At 53.8% G+C, this 23,740-nt stretch carries 22 protein-coding genes; 13 read left to right on the forward strand and 9 right to left on the reverse strand.

The features are described 5' to 3' along the window. Nucleotides 1-70: 70 nt before the first annotated feature. Nucleotides 71-388, reverse strand: coding sequence for an AzlD domain-containing protein (locus AN477_RS22045; RefSeq protein ID WP_054971342.1), 318 nt, complete (start codon nucleotides 386-388; stop codon nucleotides 71-73). After that, on the reverse strand, nucleotides 385-1,104 hold the full coding sequence (locus AN477_RS22050) for an AzlC family ABC transporter permease (protein WP_245631928.1): 720 nt from the start codon (nucleotides 1,102-1,104) through the stop codon (nucleotides 385-387). Before AN477_RS22050 ends, AN477_RS22045 begins: the two co-directional genes overlap by 4 nt. A gap of 111 nt (nucleotides 1,105-1,215) precedes the next feature. Here AN477_RS22050 and AN477_RS22055 point away from each other — a divergent pair, with 111 nt between their 5' ends. From AN477_RS22055 to cysK, 3 genes are all read left to right on the forward strand, one after another. Next, nucleotides 1,216-1,767, forward strand: coding sequence for a helix-turn-helix domain-containing protein (locus AN477_RS22055; protein WP_054971343.1), 552 nt, complete (start codon nucleotides 1,216-1,218; stop codon nucleotides 1,765-1,767). Nucleotides 1,768-1,938: 171 nt separating this feature from the next. Then, nucleotides 1,939-3,141, forward strand: a complete 1,203-nt coding sequence (locus tag AN477_RS22060) for a M20 metallopeptidase family protein (protein ID WP_054971344.1) — start codon at nucleotides 1,939-1,941, stop codon at nucleotides 3,139-3,141. Nucleotides 3,142-3,196: 55 nt separating this feature from the next. Then, entirely contained in the window at nucleotides 3,197-4,120 is a 924-nt protein-coding gene (gene cysK, locus AN477_RS22065; protein WP_054971345.1) for a cysteine synthase A, read from the forward strand. A 122-nt stretch (nucleotides 4,121-4,242) separates the two neighbouring features. Here cysK and AN477_RS22070 read toward each other — a convergent pair whose 3' ends face one another. The 4 genes from AN477_RS22070 to AN477_RS22085 form a co-directional block, all read right to left on the reverse strand. Continuing rightward, nucleotides 4,243-4,758, reverse strand: coding sequence for a hypothetical protein (locus tag AN477_RS22070; protein WP_157062122.1), 516 nt, complete (start codon nucleotides 4,756-4,758; stop codon nucleotides 4,243-4,245). 136 nt (nucleotides 4,759-4,894) lie between these two features. Beyond that, nucleotides 4,895-5,110, reverse strand: a complete 216-nt coding sequence (locus AN477_RS22075; protein WP_054971347.1) for a hypothetical protein — start codon at nucleotides 5,108-5,110, stop codon at nucleotides 4,895-4,897. Beyond that, the gene (locus AN477_RS22080) at nucleotides 5,107-5,325 is read right to left on the reverse strand and encodes a hypothetical protein (RefSeq protein ID WP_054971348.1); all 219 of its coding nucleotides are present in this window, start codon (nucleotides 5,323-5,325) and stop codon (nucleotides 5,107-5,109) included. The genes AN477_RS22075 and AN477_RS22080 overlap by 4 nt, the downstream gene beginning before the upstream one ends. A gap of 331 nt (nucleotides 5,326-5,656) precedes the next feature. After that, the gene (locus tag AN477_RS22085; protein ID WP_054971349.1) at nucleotides 5,657-6,553 is read right to left on the reverse strand and encodes a YitT family protein; all 897 of its coding nucleotides are present in this window, start codon (nucleotides 6,551-6,553) and stop codon (nucleotides 5,657-5,659) included. Nucleotides 6,554-6,844: 291 nt separating this feature from the next. On the opposite strand from AN477_RS22085, the gene AN477_RS22090 reads away from it, so the two are divergent. The 9 genes from AN477_RS22090 to AN477_RS22130 all read left to right on the forward strand — a co-directional run bounded on the left by AN477_RS22090 (nucleotide 6,845) and on the right by AN477_RS22130 (nucleotide 17,923). After that, nucleotides 6,845-8,152, forward strand: coding sequence for a DRTGG domain-containing protein (locus AN477_RS22090; protein ID WP_054971350.1), 1,308 nt, complete (start codon nucleotides 6,845-6,847; stop codon nucleotides 8,150-8,152). A gap of 5 nt (nucleotides 8,153-8,157) precedes the next feature. Next, entirely contained in the window at nucleotides 8,158-11,154 is a 2,997-nt protein-coding gene (gene dnaE / locus AN477_RS22095) for a DNA polymerase III subunit alpha (protein WP_245631929.1), read from the forward strand. Nucleotides 11,155-11,320: 166 nt separating this feature from the next. Next, complete coding sequence (locus AN477_RS22100) at nucleotides 11,321-11,800, forward strand: phosphatidylglycerophosphatase A family protein (protein WP_245631930.1); 480 nt, start codon at nucleotides 11,321-11,323, stop codon at nucleotides 11,798-11,800. A gap of 145 nt (nucleotides 11,801-11,945) precedes the next feature. Beyond that, entirely contained in the window at nucleotides 11,946-12,140 is a 195-nt protein-coding gene (locus AN477_RS22105; protein ID WP_054971352.1) for a hypothetical protein, read from the forward strand. Between the two features lie 145 nt (nucleotides 12,141-12,285). Further along, nucleotides 12,286-13,191: an acetyl-CoA carboxylase, carboxyltransferase subunit beta gene (gene accD, locus AN477_RS22110; protein WP_054971353.1), complete on the forward strand. Its 906-nt coding sequence runs from the start codon at nucleotides 12,286-12,288 to the stop codon at nucleotides 13,189-13,191. Continuing rightward, nucleotides 13,175-14,131 (forward strand): acetyl-CoA carboxylase carboxyltransferase subunit alpha, encoded by a 957-nt coding sequence (locus tag AN477_RS22115; RefSeq protein WP_054971354.1) that lies wholly within the window; start codon nucleotides 13,175-13,177, stop codon nucleotides 14,129-14,131. Before accD ends, AN477_RS22115 begins: the two co-directional genes overlap by 17 nt. Nucleotides 14,132-14,333: 202 nt before the next feature. Beyond that, nucleotides 14,334-15,293 (forward strand): 6-phosphofructokinase, encoded by a 960-nt coding sequence (gene pfkA / locus AN477_RS22120; RefSeq protein ID WP_054971363.1) that lies wholly within the window; start codon nucleotides 14,334-14,336, stop codon nucleotides 15,291-15,293. 158 nt (nucleotides 15,294-15,451) lie between these two features. Beyond that, nucleotides 15,452-17,209 carry a pyruvate kinase gene (gene pyk / locus AN477_RS22125; protein WP_054971364.1) on the forward strand — a complete coding sequence of 586 codons (1,758 nt, stop codon included), beginning with the start codon at nucleotides 15,452-15,454 and terminating at the stop codon, nucleotides 17,207-17,209. A gap of 414 nt (nucleotides 17,210-17,623) precedes the next feature. Further along, complete coding sequence (locus AN477_RS22130) at nucleotides 17,624-17,923, forward strand: hypothetical protein (RefSeq protein ID WP_054971355.1); 300 nt, start codon at nucleotides 17,624-17,626, stop codon at nucleotides 17,921-17,923. A 260-nt stretch (nucleotides 17,924-18,183) separates the two neighbouring features. On the opposite strand, the gene AN477_RS22135 is transcribed toward AN477_RS22130, so the two are convergent. The 3 genes from AN477_RS22135 to AN477_RS22145 all read right to left on the reverse strand — a co-directional run bounded on the left by AN477_RS22135 (nucleotide 18,184) and on the right by AN477_RS22145 (nucleotide 22,451). Next, entirely contained in the window at nucleotides 18,184-19,413 is a 1,230-nt protein-coding gene (locus tag AN477_RS22135; protein WP_054971356.1) for a metallophosphoesterase family protein, read from the reverse strand. 146 nt (nucleotides 19,414-19,559) lie between these two features. Beyond that, nucleotides 19,560-21,041 carry an FAD-binding oxidoreductase gene (locus AN477_RS22140; RefSeq protein WP_083486569.1) on the reverse strand — a complete coding sequence of 494 codons (1,482 nt, stop codon included), beginning with the start codon at nucleotides 21,039-21,041 and terminating at the stop codon, nucleotides 19,560-19,562. A gap of 279 nt (nucleotides 21,042-21,320) precedes the next feature. Then, on the reverse strand, nucleotides 21,321-22,451 hold the full coding sequence (locus AN477_RS22145) for an MFS transporter (RefSeq protein WP_245631931.1): 1,131 nt from the start codon (nucleotides 22,449-22,451) through the stop codon (nucleotides 21,321-21,323). On the opposite strand from AN477_RS22145, the gene AN477_RS25585 reads away from it, so the two are divergent. Beyond that, a complete protein-coding gene (locus AN477_RS25585) occupies nucleotides 22,360-22,959 on the forward strand; it encodes a hypothetical protein (protein WP_245631932.1) in 600 nt (199 codons plus the stop codon). The genes AN477_RS22145 and AN477_RS25585 overlap by 92 nt on opposite strands. Nucleotides 22,960-23,740: the final 781 nt, after the last annotated feature.

A 23,740-nucleotide genomic window follows, 5' to 3' on the forward strand; every position in this document is an offset into this window, starting at 1 on the left:
CGAAACACGCACCGTACCGACTTTAGCAGTCTGTAGCAGTCTGTAGCAGACTATAGCAGACTATAGCAGACTATAGCAGACGCAACAGTGCGATCGAGACAACCCCGCTTATCATGGTCCATAGGGGATGTTTCGTCCATAGTGCAACGACGGCACTCACGAGAGCTGCGAGTGCGAACGGGATGTTTATGTGGCCTCCCTTGGCGACACCGTTGACGAGCGATGGGACAACCATTGCAGCAAAGACTCCTACGGGAATGCTGTCAAGACCGCGTTTTAAGCGGGGCCTCACACGAAGGACACGACCTAACCATAGCCCGGGAAGACGTGTGAGGTATGTGGCTATACCGCAGGCTGCAATCAACCATACATATGCTACGCTATTCATTTTTCCATCACTCCCACCATAAAGCTCACGACAGCTCCTGCAAAGACGGCGCCTGATGTTCCATACCAATGTGCTGCTGCAGCTGCCGCAAGGCCCGCCAGCGCGACAGTCAAAAGGCGCATGGAAGAAGTGATTTGCGCGCCGAGCAGCCCCATAAATGCCGCAGTGTAGGCGAAGTCGAGGCCGAATTTGGCCGGATCGGCAATCATACTTCCAATCAAATAACCCAGCGCTGAACTAATCAACCAGGGTACAAATATGGCTGTTCCGGCTCCAGCGAAAAAAGAGCTGGAAAGCTCTTGTTCTTTGGCCGTTAGTATCGAAACGCTGTAACTTTCGTCAGTGAGTCCATGTGACAAAAAGGGCAGCGCGCCGTGTTTTACCTTTGTTAGATACTGGCCGAGTGACAAGCCGTAAAGAATCTGTCGGGAATTGAGCAGGAACACACTGCTGACGATCGCCCAAAAGGCTGTACCTTGTTTCAGTAGAGCGAGTATCGTAAACTGCGATGCTCCAGCGAAAACAAACACGGACATTGCTAAAGACTGGACAAGCCCCAAGTGGTTTGTAGAATGTGCCAATGCACCATACGCCAATCCGTAAGTGAACACGCTGACGGACAAGGGCGCAGATTTGGTGAGTGCTGTGGTGAAGTCATTTCGCGTCGGTTGTTCCCGTGGTAATCTGACGGAAGAAATGGAAAACGGCAACCGCAAGGAAAACGCCCCTTCTATCGTATTGGTAAGTGTTATAACATACAATATGTATATTATCGCATCCGGCGACATCTGCACAGATCTGTCGACATCTGCACAGGAGGTTACGCGGTGGACAAGAGCGAAATTTCTGCACTGATTGGTGAAAGGCTCCATGCTCTGCGGCGAGAGCGGGGTATGTCGCTTGATACCATGGCAGCTGTGACCGGTGTCAGTAAACCGATGCTCGGACAGATTGAACGTGGTGTGTCCAATCCTACAGTGGCAACGTTGTGGAAAATTGCATCCGGGCTAGGGGTTCCGTTCACGGCATTCATTGTGGAGGAGTCTCAGATCAAGGTCATCCGTGCAGAAGAGCAGGCTGCATTTTTCGACGATGAAGACCGTTATCAAGTGTACAACACCTTTACATCGGCAGGTGGGAATGTTGAGGTATTCCGGATGCGCCTGATGCCTGGGTGTCATCGGTCTTCCGAACCACATGCCAGGGGTGTTGTAGAATCTCTGACGGTCTTTTCAGGGACGATGGAAATTTTCGTCGCGAATGTGGTGCATCACTTGTCTGCGGGTGACACCCTGAGTTTTCCTGGAGACATGGTGCACGAATATAGAAACGGCTCACATACTCCGGCCGAAGGACAATTGGTTCTTCTGTACACATAACCATATTTGCAGCACCACAAATGCGAAACCGAGATGGGACAACCCGAACGAAAGGTCACAACCACAACAAACAGCACAACCTAGTACAGAGAGCACAACCCAGAACAAACGGCACAACCCAGTACGACAAAAAATAGGACATATGGCATGGAGAGAGCGGTGAATTGTGAAATGAGTACTACAGCACCTGGAACGATGGCATACAGCGACGAGGTGACCAAAGCGCTTATTGAGTTTAGAAGGGATCTGCACAGACATCCCGAACTCAGTCTGCAGGAGTTTGAAACCACGAGGCGGATCGCAACGTTTCTTCAAGCACATGGTGTTGAGCCGCTAAACTACCCGTTGAAGACCGGGGTGTTGGCTGCAATTCACGGCAAACACCCCGGCGGAGCCATTGCTGTGCGTGCCGACATCGATGCGCTGCCGATTGAGGAGCAAACCGGGCTGCCCTATAGATCCACTATCCCAGGGTGTATGCATGCGTGCGGTCATGACTTTCACACCGCTTCCGTGATGTCTGCATTGTTGCAGACCAAGGCCCTGGCGGAAGGCGAAACGTCATTCGCCGGCACGGTCGTGTTCGTTTTCCAACCTGCCGAGGAGGCTGGAAACGGCGCCGACAGTATTGTCGACTGTGGTGTTTTTGAAGATTACAACGTCGGTGCTATCATTGGGGCACACAACAACCCGTTATTGGAAACAGGGTACATTGGCGTTCGATCAGGAGCCCTGATGGCCAGCGTCGATGAGTTCAAGATTGTGATTCGCGGGGTTGGCGGGCATGCTGCTATACCGGATCGCACGGTCGATCCGATTGTCGTTGGCTCAAACATCGTCGGCGGCTTACAACACATTGTCAGCCGGACGGTTTCGCCGCTGGATTCCGTCGTTGTTACCATTGGGACGTTTCATGCGGGAACAGCAAACAATATCATTCCATCCGAAGCTGTGCTTGAGGGGACTATCCGGTGTCTAGGCACACATACGAGGCAGGCAGCCGAAGACAGATTGCGTAAATTTGTAACAGATTCAGCCGAGGCGTACGGAGCTGTTGCAGAGATTGAGTTTGAGCATGTTCTGCCAGGTGTCGTGAATGATCCCCACGTAACCGACTTGGTGCGGGAAGCAGCCAGAGAGGTCGTCGGATCGGACAGGGTTGTAGAAGCTGAACCGAGTCTCGGCGGTGAGGACTTCTCGCTGTATGGCCGCAAGGTGCCGGGCTGCTTCTTTTGGGTAGGCACGGGCCGATCCGATGGCACGTCATACGGCTGGCATCACCCGCAATTTGATGTGGATGATGCGATGATCCCGGTAGCGGGTCAGGTGTTTACACAGGCAGCTCAGGACTATCTGCGAAATCTCGGTCGTTGATGGCGATTTCTGTGACGGTACTGTCTGAAATATGGTGTAGAAGGGAAGAAGCGAAATGAAACCTGTTGACTCAATTCTGGATTTGATAGGAAATACGCCGATTGTGAGATTGAATCGGATCCCGGACCCGAGCGGAGCAAAAGTGTATGTGAAGCTGGAATCCCACAACCCGGGTGGGAGTGTTAAGGATCGACCGGCGCTAAACATGATTCAGGACGCCGAAAAGCGGGGCCTGCTTGTGCCCGGCAAAAGTACGGTTGTCGAACCGACTTCAGGAAACACCGGTATTGGGCTTGCGATGGTGTGCGCGGCTCGCGGGTATCGCTGCATCATCACAATGCCAGACAATGCCACAGAAGAACGCGTGAAGGTATTAAAAGCATACGGTGCCGAAGTCCATTTGACACCTTCGGCAGCACGGATGACAGGTGCGATTGAAGAAGCCAATCGCTTGGCAGCGGATATTCCGGACAGTTTTATTCCAATGCAGTTCGAAAACCCTGCAAACCCGGGAGCGCATCGGGGGACAACCGCGATCGAAATCATCGAGGCGTTTGACGGCAAACTTGATGCGTTTGTGTTGACCGCAGGGACCGGTGGAACGGTGACGGGAACTGGCGAGGTCTTAAAGGAACGGATCCCAGGAGTCAAAATCTATGTGGTTGAGCCAGCAGGTTCCCCTGTACTGGCGGGGGGAGAGCCAGGTCCGCACAAGATCCCGGGGACGGGGCCTGGATTTGTGCCAAGTGTGTTGAATCGGGGCGTTTATGACGAGTTGCTTCACATTCAGGATCAGGATGCGGAGACCATGGCACGGCGCCTAGCGGCGGAGGAAGGCATTCTTCTTGGACCATCAGGTGCCGCTTCGGTACACTTCGGGGTGGAGATCGCCAAGCAACTTCCGTCCGACGCGCGCGTACTCTGCATGGCTCCAGATTCAGGGGAACGCTACTTGTCGTCGGACCTATTCCCGAGATGAATTGGCAAGGCCTGTACGCAGACATAAAACGGCACAAGGTGACATAATGTCTGCAAAGATGGGACTTTAGTCCTATAGGCACTTGATGAAGAGGATTATATACTAGCTTCTGTGTAGTGGAGCTACACTGTACTTACCCCTATTCGCGTCTTTTCACGCAAACCTGCCTTTGGGCGGGTTTTTTTTTTGCACTTTAGACTGGGTGCACTGGGGCAGCCAGTTCGGCTTTTCTGGACAGGCTCTCTGATCATGGGGGCGAGCCGAGCGGAGCTGTGGCTTCCGTTGCGGCTTCGGCCGCAGCTTCGGCCGTGGTAAAGGAACTGCGTTCCGCTAAAACGAGAAGGGCTGCCGCTTCCGCCGTGGGTAAAGGAACTGAGTTCCGCTAAAACGAGAAGGGCTGCGACTTCCGCCGTGGTAAAGGAACTGAGTTCCGCTAAAACGAAAAGGTCTGCCGCTTCCGCCGTGGTAAAGGAACTGAGTTCCGCTAAAACGAGAAGGGCTGCGACTTCCGCCGTGGTAAAGGAACTGAGTTCCGCTAAAACGAGAAGGGCTGCGACTTCCGCCGTGGTAAAGGAACTGAGTTCCGCTAAAACGAGAAGGGCTGCCGCTTCCGCCGTGGTAAAGGAACTGAGTTCCACTGTCGCCCTGGTTTCTATAAGGTCTGGAAGAATGCTGGGTTTCAAAGACCAGAATATAAATGCAGAACAAAGCGGAAGGCGCCTGACAGAGTCAGGCGCCTTTCCTTTAAACATATTGATAGGCGATACGTGGCATTCACATCGTCATTCGACGATGACGCTTTGCATACGTGCGTAGCGTTTCAAGGCCGTAAATCAGCAGCGCAGCCCCAACAAAAATCATAAGATGCCAGATAGCGTGGAATGCCCGGACTCCGTCTAAATGTGCGTCCATTCCTGGATAGTACGCACCGACAATTAGAATCGCCCCTACGTAAGCGAGGACAGTCGCATAGCCGATGGATCGCTTCACGAACTGACCCCCCTCTCTTCATGTGTTGGCAAATTCGCTTGGTTCGTAACCCAATGTGACGTTTGCGCGCCAAACAAACCACCTGAGAGCAGGTACAATGAATGGACCCAGAAGTGGTGAATTGGAGTCAGGTCAGACCAGGTTTCGATACTCGGCCACGAAGCAAAGATAAGTAATAAGACAGCCAGGACTACGGTGGATGGAACGTATTTCACCGCATTTCGCCTCCCTAATCGAATCGGGGGTGTGAATCTCTGCAGTCATCACGCGCACGTACCACACCCTACGTATTCTCGGTATGGACAACATAGAGAAGCTTTATACTAATTGAATAGCATTTACGAGGCTTTGATACGAGATTCCCAGAGGGTCTTTAGATGGCGGTTGTCTGAGATGCTTTGCACCGGCTGTTCCGATGCGCTCTGCCATCGACAGACAGGTTCACCCACCTGAAATCGCCGCGTTCACTCAGGTTCACTCACCACTCAAACTAAGCCGCCAGTCCGTTCCCCAACAGACTCAATCTCAGTGAAACGCGAAACTACCTTAGTCAGGTACATGGCGGAACCGCCCGTATACTTCAGTGGTAGGGAGCACGGTCACAAACACGTTCGGATCGATAGCTGTACACAACTGACGCAGTTCCGTCAGTTCAAGGTGGGTGAGTGCGCAAATCAGAAGATTGGTATTCGCTTTACTGTATGCACCTGATGCCTGTAAGAGGGTGCTGCCGCGACCGAGTTGCTGACCAATTGCTTCGCCAATCTCAGTTGCTTTGACACTGACAATGAGCGCAGTCTTGCGGTTTTGGTAGTTCAGCAATGCGTTAACGACTCTCGACGTGGCAAACATGGATACTAGAGTGTACAGCCCGGCAGGGATTCCGAACACGGTCATCGATAATATGACAATAATCACGTTCATGCCAAATGAGAGTGATCCTACACTTCGCCCGGTGATCCGATTGAAAACCAGACTCAGGATATCGGTCCCGCCGGTCGATCCACCAACACGGAAAACAAGCCCTGAGGCAACACCTCCGAGGACGCCACCGTAGAGACTCATCAGAAGCGGATCCTGCACGGGCAAGTTGAAGTGCGGATGTATCGTGTCGGTAAACACAGAAAACCCGACAATTCCGACACCAGTTAAGAAGATGAACTGCTTACCTAAGTAGCGGAACCCGAGGATAAACAAAGGAATGTTGAAAATGAAGTACATGGTGCCAATAGGTAGTGACCAAAAATGATGGATGATCTGAGCAATACCTGTGACTCCTCCAGCGAGGATGCGCGCAGGGACGAGAAAGCTATTAATGGCAACCGCACTGAGTACGCACGCAAACAACAGGACGATGATGCGTACACCGACGTTCAGGACAGGGTGACGCGACGTCCTCAGAAAGTAGTTAATATTGAGTTGATTACTGTCAAAAGAGGGCATGCGAACTTCTCCTTTCTTCGATCCGTTCCGTATCATACCTTTCTTTAGTGTACAGAAAATATCAGCCCACAGAAAACAGGGGTGCATCTGCAGCCGCAGAAAAACTCGAATCAAAACAGCAGAATCAAAGCAGCAGAATCAGAGTAGCAGAATCAGAGTAGCAGAAGCAGTGTAGCAGAATCAGAGCAGCGAAGCGGTGTAGCAGAAGCAGTGTATAATAGGGGCGAAGCATGAAATGGCACAGGGTGTAGCCTATATGACGCGAGATAAGACAGGGTGCGTGGATCTTCGATGAGTACAAAACATGAACAGATTGTTGAATACATTGAAACACTGCCGATTGGCGCGCGCATTAGCGTTCGCAGTATTGCTAAGGCGATGACGGTCAGTGAAGGAACAGCGTACCGTGCCATTAAGGACGCCGAGACGCAGGGACTGGTCAGTTCGATGGACCGGGTTGGTACCATCCGCATCGAGCGCAAAGAAAAGAAGCACATTGAGCGGCTCACCTACGCCGAAGTGGTGAACATTGTGGACGGGACCGTCCTTGGCGGACGCGCAGGGCTGCACAAGACACTCCAGAAGTTTGTCATCGGCGCCATGCAGATGGAGGCCGCAGTCCGGTACATTGAGCCAGACAGCCTGATGATTGTCGGGAATCGGCAGCAGATTCAGCGGATCGCGCTGGAACACGGGGCAGCTGTGCTCATCACGGGTGGCTTTACTGTGACGGAAGATGTGCAGGACCTCGCGGATCGGTTACAGTTGCCCATCATCTCATGCAGCTACGACACGTTCACCACGGCAGCGATGATTAACCGCGCCATATATGATCGGCTGATCAAAAAAGACATTCTGCTCGTCGAAGACATCCTGCCTCAGGATGAATTAACGACCCTTACCAAGGGCGCCACCGTCCGCGAATACCGCCAACTTGTCGAGCGCACTGGTCATGGCAAATTCCCTGTGATCGACGAAGACGGGCGGCTTGTTGGCATCATTACGGCAAAAGACGTGACAGATGCAAGTGAGTCCGATCCGGTTGACCAACACATGACACGCCAACCTTTTGTCGTGACACTGAAGACGCCCATTGCTTCCGCCGCACACCAGATGGTTTGGGAAGGCGTCGAGATGATGCCTGTCGTACAGGGACGGAAGTTAGTCGGGGCCATCAGCCGGCAGGACGTAATTCGGGCCTTGCAATCGATGGATCGCCAGCCGCAAGTTGGTGAGACGATTGAAGGGTCCGTACTGCGCGGGTTTGATGAATTGCTGAATGAAGACAAAGGCGTTTCCTTGCAAGGACAGGTTACAGCACAGATGATTGGACCCACGGGAACGCTCTCGATGGGGGCACTCACGACCTTGATCGAAAACTGCGCCGTGTTGTCAGTCCATCGCCAGCGCAAGGCAGACGTCGTTGTTGAGAATATAACACTCTACTTTATGAAACCTGTGTCGGTGGACTCGGAGATTGAGTTAAGAGGGCGCGTCATCGATATTGGACGGCGATTTGCGAAAGTAGACGTCGAAGTTTTTGCCGGTGACAACCAAGTCGCCAAGGCACTTCTGACCACACAGACACTCGAGAGGTGATGGGGTTGACGGAGTTTGTCCACCTGCACGTACACACCGAATATTCACTCCGAGAAAGCACACTCCGGCTGTCCGATGCCGTCCATCTGGCGGTGGAATCTGGCATGACCAGTCTCGCCATCACTGACAGCAACGCCTTGTACGGGGCGATCCCGTTTTACAATGCTGCGAAGGCTGCCGGAATCAAGCCGATCATCGGTGCGCAGTTGCACGTCGGACAAGCGTCTGTCCTTGACAGCCCGCAACCAGGATTGGTTTCCCGAAGTGCTCTGGATACCGCCGTGTTTTTAGCAGAAGACTTTCGCGGTTACCAGAGTCTTGTTCGGCTCGTCAGTCAGGCTCAGGCGAGAGTCCGTCAGCCCGCTGTGACATTTGAAGAGTTGGCTGCGAACGCCACAGGCCTGATTGCACTCATCGGCGGGGGAGAGTCGCTGTCATTGCAGCGGTTTTCCGGCGGAACACCCGATGAAGCCGCAACGTGGCTCAAGCTGTGGCTCGAATACTGGCCGCATACGCATCTCTTTGCCGATGTTCAGGATCACGGCCTTGTCCGCGAACGCAAGGGACTGCCGGCTTTTGTACGCTGGGCTAGAGAACATCATGTGCCGCTTGTCGCGACCAACGATGTCCATTATGCGGATGAGCGTGATGCTGACATTCAGCGGATCCTCGCACAGATGGACAACCAGGGGGCCTCACAGGCACTCGAAGGGGATCGCTACGGTCTCGTCACTCAAGAAGAGATGTTGCATCGATTCTCCAAGTTACCCGAAGCTGCAGAAAATACGCTTGTGATTGCCGAGCGGTGCAACTTCGAACTGCCAGAGACGCGTCCGCTCCTGCCAAAGTACCCCACACAAGACGGTGAGCCTGCCCCGGTTGTCTTGCGCCGTGCCGCTGTAGAAGGGGTAAGGCGCCGCTACGGTGGAGTTGAAGGCGAGGTTCGTGAGCGCCTTGACTACGAACTCTCTGTGATTGAGCAGATGGGGTTCTCAGACTACTTCCTCGTGGTTGCGGACTTCATCCGTTACGCCCATAAAAACGGGATCTCGACCGGACCAGGGAGAGGGTCTGCAGCGGGATCGCTCGTCGCATACGCTTTGCGGATTACAGATGTCGATCCGCTGAAATACAAACTCCTCTTCGAACGGTTCTTGAACCCGGAACGGGTGAGTTGGCCGGATATCGATACGGACTTCGAGTACGAGCGGCGCGGCGAGGTCATTCAGTACGTCCTCGAGCGTTACGGTCGGGATTACGTCGCTCAGATTGGCACCTTCGGAACGCTAGCCGCACGGGCAGCACTTCGCGACTCAGGAAGGGTGCTTCAGACACCGCCAAAAGTTGTCGACAGCCTTGCACGTCAAATCCCGTCGATGCCAGGCATAACCTTAGCGAAGGCACTCGAGGAGGTCCCTGGCCTCAAGGCGCAAATTGAGTCGTCCACGGAGGCGCGCACCTTGTGGGAGACAGCGAGTCAGCTCGAAGGACTGCCGCGTCATACTTCAACGCATGCGGCCGGGGTTGTGATCTCGCCGATCCCGATTCAAGACCTGTCCCCCGTCCAGCCTGGCGGAGATGGGATACCTGTGACACAGTACCCGATGGAGGTCATCGAGCGACTCGGGCTTATCAAGATGGACTTTTTGGGCCTTCGTACCCTTACATTTCTCGATCGGTGCATCGCCAGCATCGAGGCACACACGGGTAAGCGTCTCGACTGGCGCAATGTCCCGATGGATGATTCGAAGACCTTTCAGATGCTCTCCCGCGGTGAGACGGAGGGTTGCTTCCAGCTCGAATCAGCAGGCATGCGCCGCGTATTGAGAGACCTGAAACCGTCTCACTTCGAAGACATCGTCGCGGTGAACGCGTTGTATCGGCCTGGCCCAATGGATAACATACCAGCCTTCATCGCCAGCAAGCACGGGCGTACGCCGATTCATTACCCGCATGCGGATCTGGCGCCCATTTTGAAGGATACTTACGGTGTGATTGTTTATCAGGAGCAAATCATGCAGATTGCCTACCTGATGGCTGGGTTCTCGCTTGGCCAGGCGGACCTGCTGCGCCGCGCTGTTGGGAAAAAGAAGCGCGAAGTACTCGATCAAGAGCGGGAACGGTTCGTCACAGGCTGTATTGGCAAAGGGTATGACGAAGAAGTAGCGAATCACGTCTACGACTTGATTGTCCGTTTTGCAGACTACGGCTTTCCGCTGAGTCACGCAGCGGCCTACGCTGTTTTGGCATTTCGGACCGCGTATCTGCGCGCAAACTTCTTTGCGCATTTCACAGCGGCACTCCTGACAATGACCGCAGGCGACGAAAACAAGGTGAAGACCTATACGAGGGATGCGAAAGCACACCGGATCGACGTGCTGCCGCCGAGCATCCTACACAGTCAATCCGATTTTACAGTGACATCAGACGGCAACATTCGGACAGGACTCTTGTCAGTCAAAAACGTTGGCAGAGGAGCTGTCGAAGCCATTCTGACCGCTCGTCAGGAATCCGATTTTGATTCCCTGGTCGACTTCTTACAGCGTGTAAACAACCGCATCTGCAATCGGCGGGCTGTCGAGGCTTTGCTGCAAGCAGGTGCACTCGATGACTTTATTCCGACGAACGCAGCCCCAACGGTCCGCCTTCAGATTCTTGAGGAGGCCTACCAGACAGCCGAAGAAGGGCGCCAGTCCAAGGGGCTTGGCCTTGTGTTTGCCGAGGACAGCAGCGCCAAGGAAAATGTTCTTTACATCCGTTATGACGCACGACGTGGACCAGAAAACCAGTTACAGCAAGTCAAACAAATTCTTGTGAACTATCCTGGGGAAATTCGCGTAGCATTGTACAATCAGGCCAACCGAAGTCTGAGGGTGCTCGAGGAGAAGTGGTCCGTGTCTGTGCGACCCGAACTCATCAGCTTGTTGGAGGAAACCGTCGGCATCGGCAATGCCAAGCTTGGGCAGATGCCAGAGCGACGGCGGACATCGAGATCGCAGTGAGGACAGTCGGTTGGTCAATCTGTTCTGAAACTCGTGTGTGAAGGAGGTTAGGGTTTACGCGGCGAAGTCAGTCAGTGACATGGTTCATTGCATTCACTGGTTCACTCCATTCACTGGTTCACTGCATTCTGCTGCGGACCCGAAACAGATGAGACACGTCGATAGGATGATCGAGAAACTGAATGAGCGTGGTGTTACCGTTCAACATATCGCCGATATTGTCTTTCGCTTGCAACAAAAGTACCATCCCGAGCTTGGGCTTGATGAGTGTCTTCAGAGTGTACTTCATGTGCTTGAGAAGCGCGAGGTGCAGCATGCCCTCTATACGGGTATTGCACTCGACGAACTGGCGGAGAAAAAAGCCTTGCCGCAGCCGCTTCAGTCGATTATGGAGCGGGATGAACCACTGTACGGTGTCGACGAGATTCTTGCCCTCTCGATTACGAACGTGTACGGTACGATTGGACTGACGAACTTCGGCTACTTGGATAAAGTAAAAGTTGGTATTATCGGAACGATTAATGACAGCAAAGATCAGATTCATGTTTTTCTTGATGATCTCGTTGCAGCCGTCGCAGCTGCTGCCGCAGCCCGTATTGCTCATGAGCATGGTGCCAAGGCCTACGATGAGAACCTTCAAGGCTGAACAGAGCCAAAAACATGATATAATTTCCGTAGACTCTGCATAGATTTGTGGCGGTCGAACTTATCATGTTATGGTATGGTGTGGATAGTTTATGGTCAAATGGTATGTAAGACCCCAACCTGCACGCTACAGGAGCGAATGAACGATGTGGACAGTCATATACATCGCACAATCGGATAAGCAGGCAGAGCACATCCGACACAGGTTGGAATCCGAGGGGTTCCTTGTTCGAACCAGGCAGACGAACCTATCCAAGCAACAGTTTGAGATACTGGTTCCGGAAGCAGAACTTGAGGAAGTCCAAGAAGTTTTGAACGACGTATTGCATTCTTCGCTGTAGGCACCATCAGCTTGATCTTCACCCGGTGCCAGGTCCTTTTGGGCGGTTGATCCCGGAGCGGATCGACGAACTGAAAGGGCTTGATGTGGTATCGCCATTTGAGCCTATTATGGTGAGACCCTCCGAAAAATAATGAGGTGACAAGGTGCTGAAGGATATTTTTCAAAAAAAGCGCCATTATGCAACTGTCGGGCAGTCGTCCCGTCCCGCACCAACGGGTGGGACGACGACTCCGGTTGCGGATCAGATCCCGAAAGGGCTGGTTCACAAATGTGAAGGTTGCGGCGCGATATTGATGAACAAAGAGCTCTCTAAGAATGCCTATACATGTCCGCACTGCAGTTATCATTTCTCCCTCGATGCCCAAACAAGAATTGCTATCACGGTGGACGAGGGCAGTTTTATCGAATATGATCCGGAGATTTCGTCGGTAAACCCACTGGGTTTTCCTGACTATGAGATAAAGCTGGACAAGGCACAAGCCCAGACTGGGCTTGCCGAAGGGGCTGTGACTGGAGAAGGAAACATTGGCGGTTATCCACTGGTCATCGGTGTGATGGACCCAAGGTTTATTATGGGTTCGATGGGCTCTGCAGTCGGTGAAAAACTTACCCGTGCGATGGAACGGGCGGCGGACACCGGATATCCCTTGGTGCTGTTTACGGCCTCGGGGGGCGCCAGGATGCAAGAAGGCGTTTTGTCTTTGATGCAGATGGCAAAGACGAGCGTAGCGCTCGAACGGTTAAATGAACAAGGAGTGCTGTTTGTTTCTGTCGTTACCCATCCCACCACAGGCGGTGTGAGTGCTAGTTTCGCCAGCCTGGGTGATATCATCCTCGCTGAACCAGGGGCCATGTTTGGGTTCGCGGGACGGCGTGTGATTGAGCAAACCATCCGCCAAAAGTTACCGGATGATTTTCAGACTGCTGAGTTTATGTTGAAACACGGTATGGTGGATAAAGTCGTGCACCGCATGCAGCTGAGGAGCACGCTGGAGACGATTCTCCGCGTTCATTCGTTGGGAGGCTTGGCTCGTGGCGAGCAATCTTGATTTTGAAAAGCCGATTGTGGAACTCAAACAAAAAATAGAGGAACTGCGGCGCTTTACCAGTGACAGCGGTGTTGATCTCTCGGGCGAGGTGGAAAACCTTGAATCTCGCCTCGAAGAGCTGACTTCCACTGTCTACAGCGGGCTGACCTCTTGGCAGCGTGTTCAACTTGCACGTCAGCCAGGACGCCCGACAACCCTTGAGTACATTGAAGGATTGTGCTCAGAGTTTGTTGAGCTTCATGGTGATCGGAATTTCCGTGACGATCCTGCGATCGTTGGCGGTGTGGGTATCCTCGATGGACGTCCGGTGACCATCATTGGTCATCAAAAAGGACGCGATACCAAAGAAAATATCTACCGCAACTTCGGCAGCGCTCATCCGGAAGGTTATCGCAAGGCACTTCGTTTGATGAAACAAGCGGAAAAGTTCCATCGCCCCGTGATTTTCTTTATCGACACCGCTGGTGCGTTCCCCGGCATGTCTGCTGAGGAGCGGGGGCAGAGCGAAGCAATTGCAACGAATCTGCGCGCGATGGCGGGTCTGAAGACCCCGACTATCTGTGTAGTAACAGGTGAAGGCGGAAGCGGCGGTGCCCTTGGGCTTGGCGTAACGGACAGGATTTTTGCACTCGAGTACGCCTGGTACTCTGTGATTGCACCAGAATCGGCAGCAGCGATTCTCTGGAAAGACAGTACTCAGGCTGCCCGGGCGGCCGAATCTATGCGGATCACCGCACGTGACTTACTTGAGCTTGGTATCGCAGACGACCTGATTCCAGAACCGCAAGGCGGTGCTCAGAAGGATAAAAAAGCAGCGATGGCGGCGGTTCGAGCAAAACTTGTGGAAACATTAGCAGATCTTTCTGAACTCCCTATTGCCGATCTGCTTCGCGCGAGGTACGATAAATACAGGGATATGGGGATTTACAGAGAACGGTAAGCGGGTGTCCACCCTCGTGGTGGACACTGCGTTTCGTTTCGATGGGACATTTTTTGTCCAACAGGGACGGAACATGGCATGCCTCGTAAATCGTTGGCAGCTGAAGGAATTGCTTTCGAGATCCGTGAGTGGAAATGGACCAAACAGTAAAGACTTGGAGTGGAATCGTCACATCACACATGTGGGCGAGGAGGGACCGACGATGCAAAAAATCGCTGTCATGACGAGTGGCGGTGACGCACCCGGAATGAATGCTGCGGTTCGGGCAGTTACGAGAACCGCCATTTATCATGGGGTGGAAGTGGTAGGCATCCGTCGTGGATTTACGGGATTGATGAGTGGGGAATTTGTCGACATGACACTGGGGTCTGTCGCTGACACGATCCAACGCGGCGGAACCATTTTGTACACTGCGCGATGTGAACCATTTAAAACTCCCGAGGGTCAACAACAAGGGTTTCAGGTGTTGCAGGAAGCAGGCATTGACGGATTGGTCGTCGTGGGCGGAGACGGGTCTTTCCGGGGAGCACAGGCATTGTCGAAGCTCGGTGTAAAGACGATCGGTCTGCCGGGCACGATTGACAACGACATTGCTTGCTGCGACGCTACCATCGGTTTTGATACAGCTGTGAACACTGCGATTGAAGCCATCGATAAGATTCGTGATACGGCGACCTCGCATGAGCGTACATACGTGGTTGAGGTAATGGGGCGAAATGCAGGGGACATTGCACTTCACGTCGGGTTAGCTGGGGGTGCAGAATCGATACTCGTGCCAGAGCGGCCATTCAGCATGGACGATGTCATTCGCAAGCTCGAGCGGGGCGTTGCTCGCGGCAAGAAACATTCCATTATTCTTGTGGCGGAAGGTGCCGGTCGTGGTATGGACATTGGGAAGTACCTTGCTGAGCATACTGGCTTTGAAGTTCGCGTTACTGTCCTCGGGCACATCCAGCGCGGCGGTGCTCCAAGCGCAAAGGACCGTGTGTTGGCCAGTCAGCTTGGCGCGTATGCAGTAGAGTTGCTGCTGAACGGCGAAAGCGGTAAGATGGCCACCATCTATCAAGGGGCTCTGACGTCGGTCGACTTCGATACCGTGTTCAGCACGAAGCGTGAACCCGATATGTCTCTGTACGATCTCGCTGAAACGCTCGCCATCTAAACTTGCGATTTAAAACTATAGACAACTCCGCCAGCCAGGTTGATTCCACAGTGTCTCACGTCCAGGACAACGGGCGCACAAGCGCTTTTGAGCGGGACGGCGTCAAAGGTGATGCACTTGGCTTGCAGATGTGTCGTGATTTTGAGGTGACACAACGTATGGTAAGACAAACGAAAATTGTGTGCACAATTGGACCTGCCAGTGAATCCCCGGAGATGCTCCGAGAACTGATTCGAGCCGGCATGGACGTAGCTCGTCTGAACTTTTCTCACGGGGACTATGAGGAACATGGAGAACGGATCCGCCGGATTCGTGCAGCAGCAGAAGAAGTCGGCAAACACGTCGGTCTGATGCTTGACATTAAGGGTCCCAAGATTCGTACGGGTAAGATTGCCGGTGGGGCAGTAGAGCTGATTGACGGGAACAAAATCACACTCACCATTGATCCGGTGGAACTCGGCACTGCGGAACGCGTCTCCATCTCCTACGAAGGACTCGTGGAAGACGTTTATCCCGGTGCTCCAATTCGGATTGACGACGGTTTGATTGGCCTCGTTGTAGACGAAGTCCGCGGTCACGACATCATTTGCACCGTCGTAAATGGCGGCGTCCTGAAGGACCGCAAGGGTATCAACGTTCCTGGCGTAACCCTGCGTATCCCGGGAGTTACGGAGAAAGATGCAGCAGACATCCGCTTTGGAATCGAGCAGAGAGTCGACTTTATCGCTGCTTCATTCGTCCGCAAGTCCGCAGATGTACTTGAAGTCCGCCGCATTTTGGAAGAACACAACTACCAAGCTGACATCATTTCAAAGATTGAGACGCAGGAAGGTATTGAGCGTTTGGCCGAGATCGTCGAGGTATCGGACGGAATCATGGTTGCCCGCGGTGACCTTGGCGTCGAGATCCCCACGGAAGAAGTTCCTCTCGCTCAGAAGCGCATGATCCAGATGTGCAACCTGGCTGGCAAGCCGGTCATCACAGCAACTCAAATGCTCGACTCCATGCAACGGAACCCGCGCCCAACTCGAGCAGAAGCGAGTGACGTGGCCAACGCAATCCTCGACGGTACCGACGCCATTATGCTGAGCGGCGAAACTGCGGCAGGCCGCTACCCGCTTGAGGCTGTGAAGACCATGGCACAGATCGCCAGCCGTACAGAATACGCTGTAAGCACCAAAGAGGTTGTCGACCGGCATACCACCTCAGCGGATCGCAATGTGACGGACGCCATTGGACATGCTGTACAGAGTATGTCTGAGGAACTCGGTGTGAGCGCGGTGGTTGTCGCAACGACATCCGGACACTCCGCACGAGTCGTTTCCAAGCATCGGCCTCATGCGATGATTGTAGCCGCAACTCCGCGCGCAGAGGTCGCCCGGCGACTCACCGTCAGCTACGGTGTGTACCCGGTCGTAATCCAGGACGTCAAGACGACAGATGAAGTACTTGAAACAGCTGTGCAGGGTGCGTTGGATGCGGGTTTTGTCTCTCACGGCGATCTCGTTATCATTGTTGCCGGCGTCCCGGTAGGCCAGCGTGGAACGACGAACCTCCTGAAGGTTCATACCATCGGCGACGTGCTCGTTACGGGGACAGGAATCGGATCGACGGCGGTTAGCGGACGTGCATTCGTATCCAGTGACAACAGCGACATTGCATCCGGATTGCAAAGTGGTGACATCCTCGTCACCTTAGCGACGGATAAAGACGTCGTACCGGCGATGGAACGGGCCGCAGCCATCATCACCGAGGAGGGCGGCCTGACATCACATGCCGCCGTCGTCGGTCTGACGCTCGGCAAACCGGTCATTGTCGGAGCACAAGGTGCGGTGACGACTATCGAGAACGGATCTTGGGTCACCGTCGACGCTGCACGCGGTCTCGTCTACCGCGGCAAAGCGCAAGTGCTGTAAGGAGTGCTGTTGCCGTAGGCAACGCTCTAGTGCCGCGTAATACGCGGTTACGCCGTTAGGCTGCTTAATGCCGCATGATACGGCGGCCACCGCTTATGCGGCGTGATACGCGGTTACGCGGGTGGTGTCTAATGCCGTGCCTGCAGCCTATGTTTTTACGTACCCTGTCCACTGCCCATACCTTGTACATGGTGCTCACATATGCTGAGACTACACAGGGTCATAGGTGGGGCGGCTTACACGAAATTCGAGAATTGCAACTGCAGTTAATGTACAGCCCACCGGATCCACATCTGGTGGGCTGTTTGGCAGATGGAAAAGCTGTCTGTCTTCCAACGCTCTAAATTTTCCCTCGTTTGAGCCGCTGCTTTGAAAGTTCACCCCCTGTGATCATGAATCGGGAGGTGAATCTGGATGCTCGGAATTATCGCTTCTCATGAAGGAATGCTTGTGGCCATGTGGGTCGTGATGGTTGCAATTGGACTCGAGATTGTGGTCTACCTGGCAACCCGCTTGCGTCGCAAGGCAGATATCGGTGAGATGGCTGAAGCCGTCACACGACCTGTACTGTTCGACATCTTCCCTCTTATCATTTTGTCCATGCTTCGAGCAATTGACGGCACGCACATTTTACTTCTCATCTGGTACTATGTAGCGGCTGTTCTCATCATCATTCGAGCACTCTTGCGCCTTAGCGCCAACTTGCGGCGATAGGCCGCTTCGCGACACCGGTCGAAAGATAAATCCGCGTAACAGTAGACGTTTCCCGCGATTCCTGCGGGAGACGTCTACTTGTATGCGTGTGGTGTACGTAACAGATGCTGCAAAGCTGACAGTGTATTAAGGCGACGGTGCACCGAGGCTGACGGTGCATTAAGGTGGGCAGTGCATGGAGGCTGAGAGCGCATTGAGGCGACAGCGCATTGATGCTGACGGGGCATTAAGGTTGAGAGCATATTGATGCTGACGGTGCATTAAGGTTGAGAGCGCATGAAGTGCAGGTAGTTCGGATAAACCGGTACGATATAGTCATGGATCCAAACGTGATGTGTAAAATCACGTGATTTCACAACGACTTTGTCTCGGTAGACTTTTACATATAATCCTTCGCTGTCAGTGAGCCACCGCTGTTGTGATATGACAGGGTATCGCACACTAGAGTCATTGAATTCAGTGTAACCGTTGTGATAAACGTCATCCTGCGGGGATTTCAGTGTCCTGTGCGTATGCCCGGTGAAGAGGATGACTTGAGGATGCGTCTGTAATACATTGACGAGCTTAGAGGCATCCCGAACATCGTATTTCAAAGTACCTGCAACGCTGCCGGGGATTGGTTCATGCAGGAATACAAACACGGGATGGTTTACAGGACTTTCGGCCAGTTTCTGTTTCAGCCAGTTCAACTGCCGATCCGACAGATACGCTCCATCACCCGTTTTTCGATTCGTGATGATAGACTGTTCAGTCCCGAGCACAATGAAATGGTACCCTTCGATCCAACGGTCGTAATAGAGGGCGGGCATCCTCGTGTTCGCAAGAAATCGACTCACACATGTCTCTTCCGTAACCCCATTAGGAAAAGTTCGCACGTTCCTTTTTCCGCTCTTTCCATAAAACCCAGCGTAAAACTCGTGATTACCGATGGAAAAAAGGGTGTTCGCGGGGTGCGGATTGTGCTCAAACACCTTGATCATATCAGCATAGTCGGATGGCAGGCCAGTGACGGTGAGATCGCCATTGATGACCATGGCATCTGTACGCGCATCGATTGCGTAAAGGTCGTGGAGAGCTCCAGCAAACTTATTTTCGGCCGTTCGATCACAAATTGCATATCCCCAGTCGCTTACGCCTGCACGGAGGTGAATGTCACTGATGACGCTAAAGGTAAGCAGCGGTGCCGATTCCGAGCTGGCTGCACTCGTGTGAACATTAGGGTTTATGGGCAACTTCGCCTGAAGTGGCTTCTTACGGACGGCTGAGACATGCGGATGGCTGTGCGTGACTGGTGAATGTGTGTGACTCGTATCCTTCGTCTGAGTTGGTCTCGGTTGGGCCACTGACGTGTGCGGACGTGTATGTGCCGTGGGTGGGGCTACACTGTTGGCAGAGCTGTCGTTTGTTGCAGCAGCAGCTACGTTTGGAGATAAGGAGCCGCACATGACGCATGTCAGTGCGGCGGCAACGGATCGTATAACGTTGTCCACGCTTTGGCACCCCAATCGGATCTCCCGTCACCAGCATGCCAACATAGAAGCACACAGATATAAGACTGGGAGAATTGCATCAAAAAGTGTGCGCTAGAAGCGTGGGTTTATGTTGACCAATTCTTGACATCTGTATCTCTGAGCCTTCACGCGTCGATGAGCTTCCCTGGGTTGAGACGTCCATCGGGATCGAGCGCGGACTTAATCGTGCGCATGACGTTCAGGGCGTTGCCATGTTCCAAGGCCTGGTATTTGCGCTTTCCAAGTCCAACACCGTGTTCGCCAGTGCACGTTCCCCCAACTGATAACGCGTATTCAACGAGCCCCTTGTTAACCGCGTTGGCACGTTCGAGGTCACCCTTGTCACCTGGTCGTACAGCCAAACTGACGTGGAAGTTGCCATCGCCAACGTGCCCAATCATGGAGCCCCTGACGCCCTCCGATTCCAGTAAGCGCTCTGCATTTGCAATAGCCCCTGGCAGTTTCGACAACGGCACACAGACGTCTGTCGCCATATGTCCATATCCCGGGAACTGCTTCATGAATGTGTGTGCTGCTTCGTGGCGCACCTTCCACAACCTGGTTCGTTCCGATGCATCCTCGACGGCGGTCCATCTCTGACAACCTTCGTCGGCCGCAATCTCCCGTGCCATCTCTACGCTCGACTCTACCGCCCCGCGCGTTCCGCCGAATTCGAGAAACAGGGTCGGATGAACAGGGAAATCGGTTCCTTCCAGACGGTTGAATACATCGATGTAGAGTGCAGATACCAATTCAACCCGAGATACCAGGAGACCCGTACCGACCATCGCTGTGGAGGCACGAACCGCGTCGGACACCGTTTCAAAGACCGCCCTGGCACCGACGATGTGCTCGGGGAGACCAACAACTTTGAGCCATATCTCGGTGAAGACACCCAGTGTTCCTTCCGATCCGACGAACAGACCCGTCAAGTTATACCCCGACGACGACTTGGCAGCCAGAGAGGCAGTTTGGATTACTGAGCCATCTGCCAGCACAACCGTCAGCGATCTCACGTTGTCTTTCATCGCGCCGTAGCGGACGGTGGTTGTGCCGCTTGCATTCGTCGCTGCCATGCCGCCGAGGGAGGCATTCGCACCGGGATCGACCGGGAAAAACAGCCCGTACGGCCGCAAGGCTTCGTTCAGTTCAATGCGTGTGACACCAGGTTCGACCTTGACCAAAAAGTCGTCAGGACGGACTTCAAGAATCCGATTCATCCGAGAGGTGTCGACAGTGATTCCGCCTTTGACAGGTACAACGTGCCCTTCAAGTGCGCTTCCGACACCAAACGGTACAACAGGGACACGGAACTGAGCCGACACTTGCATGATGTGAACAACGTCTTCCGTGCTCTCGGGAAACACGACAGCATCGGGCCGCCTCGGTGTGTGGTAGGATTCGTCGTGGCTGTGTTGATCGAGAACGGATGGGCTCTGCGAGACCTGATCGGCCCTCAGTACACGCTTCAGTTCATCGACCCAGTGAGGCGTGGAGGGGGTATCGGTGTTCGTCTCTGACGTACTCTTGTCACTATTGTCTCGTTTGCTTGGTTCACTAGATTCTGGTGTGCTAACGGTTCGGTCAATCGGTTGCCTATCGTTCATTTCCTCACCTCGGCCAAAAGTAGTGCTTTGGGCCCATTATATCGCAGAATAGTTTGAACGAAGGGCAGGAATTTGAAGTGGGCCGCATCAAGCGTGCGCATCGGAGTCTTGTGCAGACGAGAGTTCCCTGCGCCCTGGGCAGGCAGCGGGCTTCTGTGCCGGTGCGAGTTCTGTGCACCCCGGCCGGCATCACGCGTGTGTGCCGGTGTAGTTCTGTGAACCCCGGGCCGGTAGCAAGCGCGCGTGTGCGGCGCAAGTTGGTGTCTATCTCCAGATCCGTCAGGTGTACTGGCGGACTTCTTTTCTCGTTGCAGCGTACAGTGCATCCGTCGTTGCCAGGATCCCAATCGTCAGCATCAGCACAGGAACTTGGAAGGCACTGAGCAAGAAACCTGCAAAAGCCTGAGCAAATGGCTGAGCTCCCTGAAAGACGGTACCCATCGTTCCAAACACTCGGCCCATCTTTTCTTGCGGTATCTGAACCTGAATCATCGTCATCAAGGTGATGTTCATGGCCATGTTAAACAGCCCCATCAGACCCGCCAGCGTGAGTGCAACCCAAATTACCCGAGTTTGACTCATCAGCATCATCATTACTCCGAACAACACGAATGTGACGCCTATCAAGTGGCCCTTCTTGATCTTCTTCGTTGCCAGTCCTGCAACCGCGGCGCCAATCAACATGCCGGCACTGAAGCACGATCCCAACGTGCCAAACAACTGCGCCCCACCGTGCAGCGTGTTGCTGCAGTATTGAATGAGGATGAGATCAAAGGGGGCGAGAAGGAAGTTTGCAATCAGGGCGACCGGGATCATCTTGCGCAGCAGCGGAATACTCCGGATGACATCAAAGCCATCTTTCATCTCCACCAGAAGCTGTTTGGTGCTGAGTTCAACGTGATCGTGCGCATCTTCATGCGGCCGAACGAACAACAGGCTCAGAACTGAAGCCAGATATGCTGCGGCGTTGACCAGGAAGGCGGCGGTCATGCTGACATGTGCCACTAAAAATCCGCCAAGAAACGGTCCGATCATGCCCGTGATCACGTTGGTGCCCTGCGAAATGGAATTGGTCTTCTGCAGATTTTGGCGGCCAACGAGAAGCGGCAACATCGAGCTGTTCGCCGGATTGTAAACGGTGCCGACGGTGCTGTTTAGAACCGCGCCAGCAATCAGCATCCACGCGGAGAGGTGCCCTGTTGCCAGCAGTGCCGTGAGTGCTGCAATCGTGATCGCTCGGATGATGTCTGACAGGACCATCGCTGTGCGTTTATGCCACCGATCGACAAGCGTACCGGCGATGGGGCCGATGACAATCATGGGGACAACAGTAGCGATGGAAACCGTTGACATCATCACGGTCGATCCGGTCAACAACTTCATCTCCCACATCAGCGCGAGGCTGTACACGTTGTTGCCCGTGAAGCAGATGAGCTGCCCCAGCCACAGGGCAATAAAGGACGACGACCATAGCTTTGGCGTTGTGGGGGCCGCGTGGGCCAGCGGGCTTGCAGGCGAGCCGGGGACTGCGCGGGAGTCCGAGAGTCCAGGCGACGCAGCGGATCCCGTTCGCTCAACCATTGCATCAGCTTCCCAATCAGTCGCGGATGCCCCCTCCGGTGCGAAAGGTTTGGAAGAGGACAGTATGTTGTCCGCGGGGGAGGCTGCTTGTGGGGAGGCTGCTTGTGGCGAGGCTGCTCGCGAGTCGTCCGTCCTCGCTGGACTATGTAAATTTACGGCTGGCTCGATTGATGTGTTTGTGTTCGTTGCCATAACGAACCTCCTTCGTAGGTACCTCGCTGAAGCCATTCTAGAACACGGGCGCGAAGTTCACGTCGGTCGAAAGGTATGCCCGGACGTCAGACTTTGGTCGGATAGGCAACTCAGCCTCGTTAATCGCATGGCGTGGGTATATTAAGTCGGTGCAACCGACTAAGACGGGGGCCCGCGGCCAGGTTAAGTCGGTGAGACCGACTAAACACGCGAAATTCAGTGGATTAGTAGGCTGGGAGCGACTAACGGGGCCCGTCTGAAGGCCAAACACCATCGGTAAGTCGGCGAGAGCGACTAAGACGGGGGCCCGCGGCCAGGTTAAGTCGGTGAGACCGACTAAACACGCGAAATTCAGCGGATTAGTAGGCTGGGAGCGACTAACGGGGCCCGTCTGAAGGCCAAATAACATCGGTAAGTCGGTGCAACCGACTAAGACGGGGGCCCGCGGCCAGGTTAAGTCGGTGAGACCGACTAAACACGCGAAATTCAGTGGATTAGTAGGCTGGGAGCGACTAACGGGGCCCGTCTGAAGGCCAAACACCATCGGTAAGTCGGCGAGAGCGACTAAGAAGGCGCCCCGCGCCCATATGAAGTCGGCAAGAGCGACTAAACACGCGAAATTCAGCGGATTAGTAGGCTGGGAGCGACTAACGGGGCCCGCCTAAAGGCCAAATAACATCGGTAAGTCGGTGCGGGCGACTAAGAAGGCGCCCCGCGCCCATATTAAGTCGGTGAGACCCACTAGCGTTGCATTAACTTTTTAGTGGATTGTCAACGGGTACCCGTTGACAAATTAAACATTTTAAACCTTATGAAGATTCATGATTCTGTAACCCCTATACATATAAAGATTCCTTAGAATAGATGTACAGGTAGCCCTGTCCAAATCTAATCTAAGGAACCCAAGCATGGATAAGGGTATCATG

The sequence above is a fragment of the Paenalicyclobacillus ferrooxydans genome, from assembly GCF_001399675.1.
GTDB classification, from domain to species: domain Bacteria; phylum Bacillota; class Bacilli; order Alicyclobacillales; family Alicyclobacillaceae; genus Alicyclobacillus_B; species Alicyclobacillus_B ferrooxydans.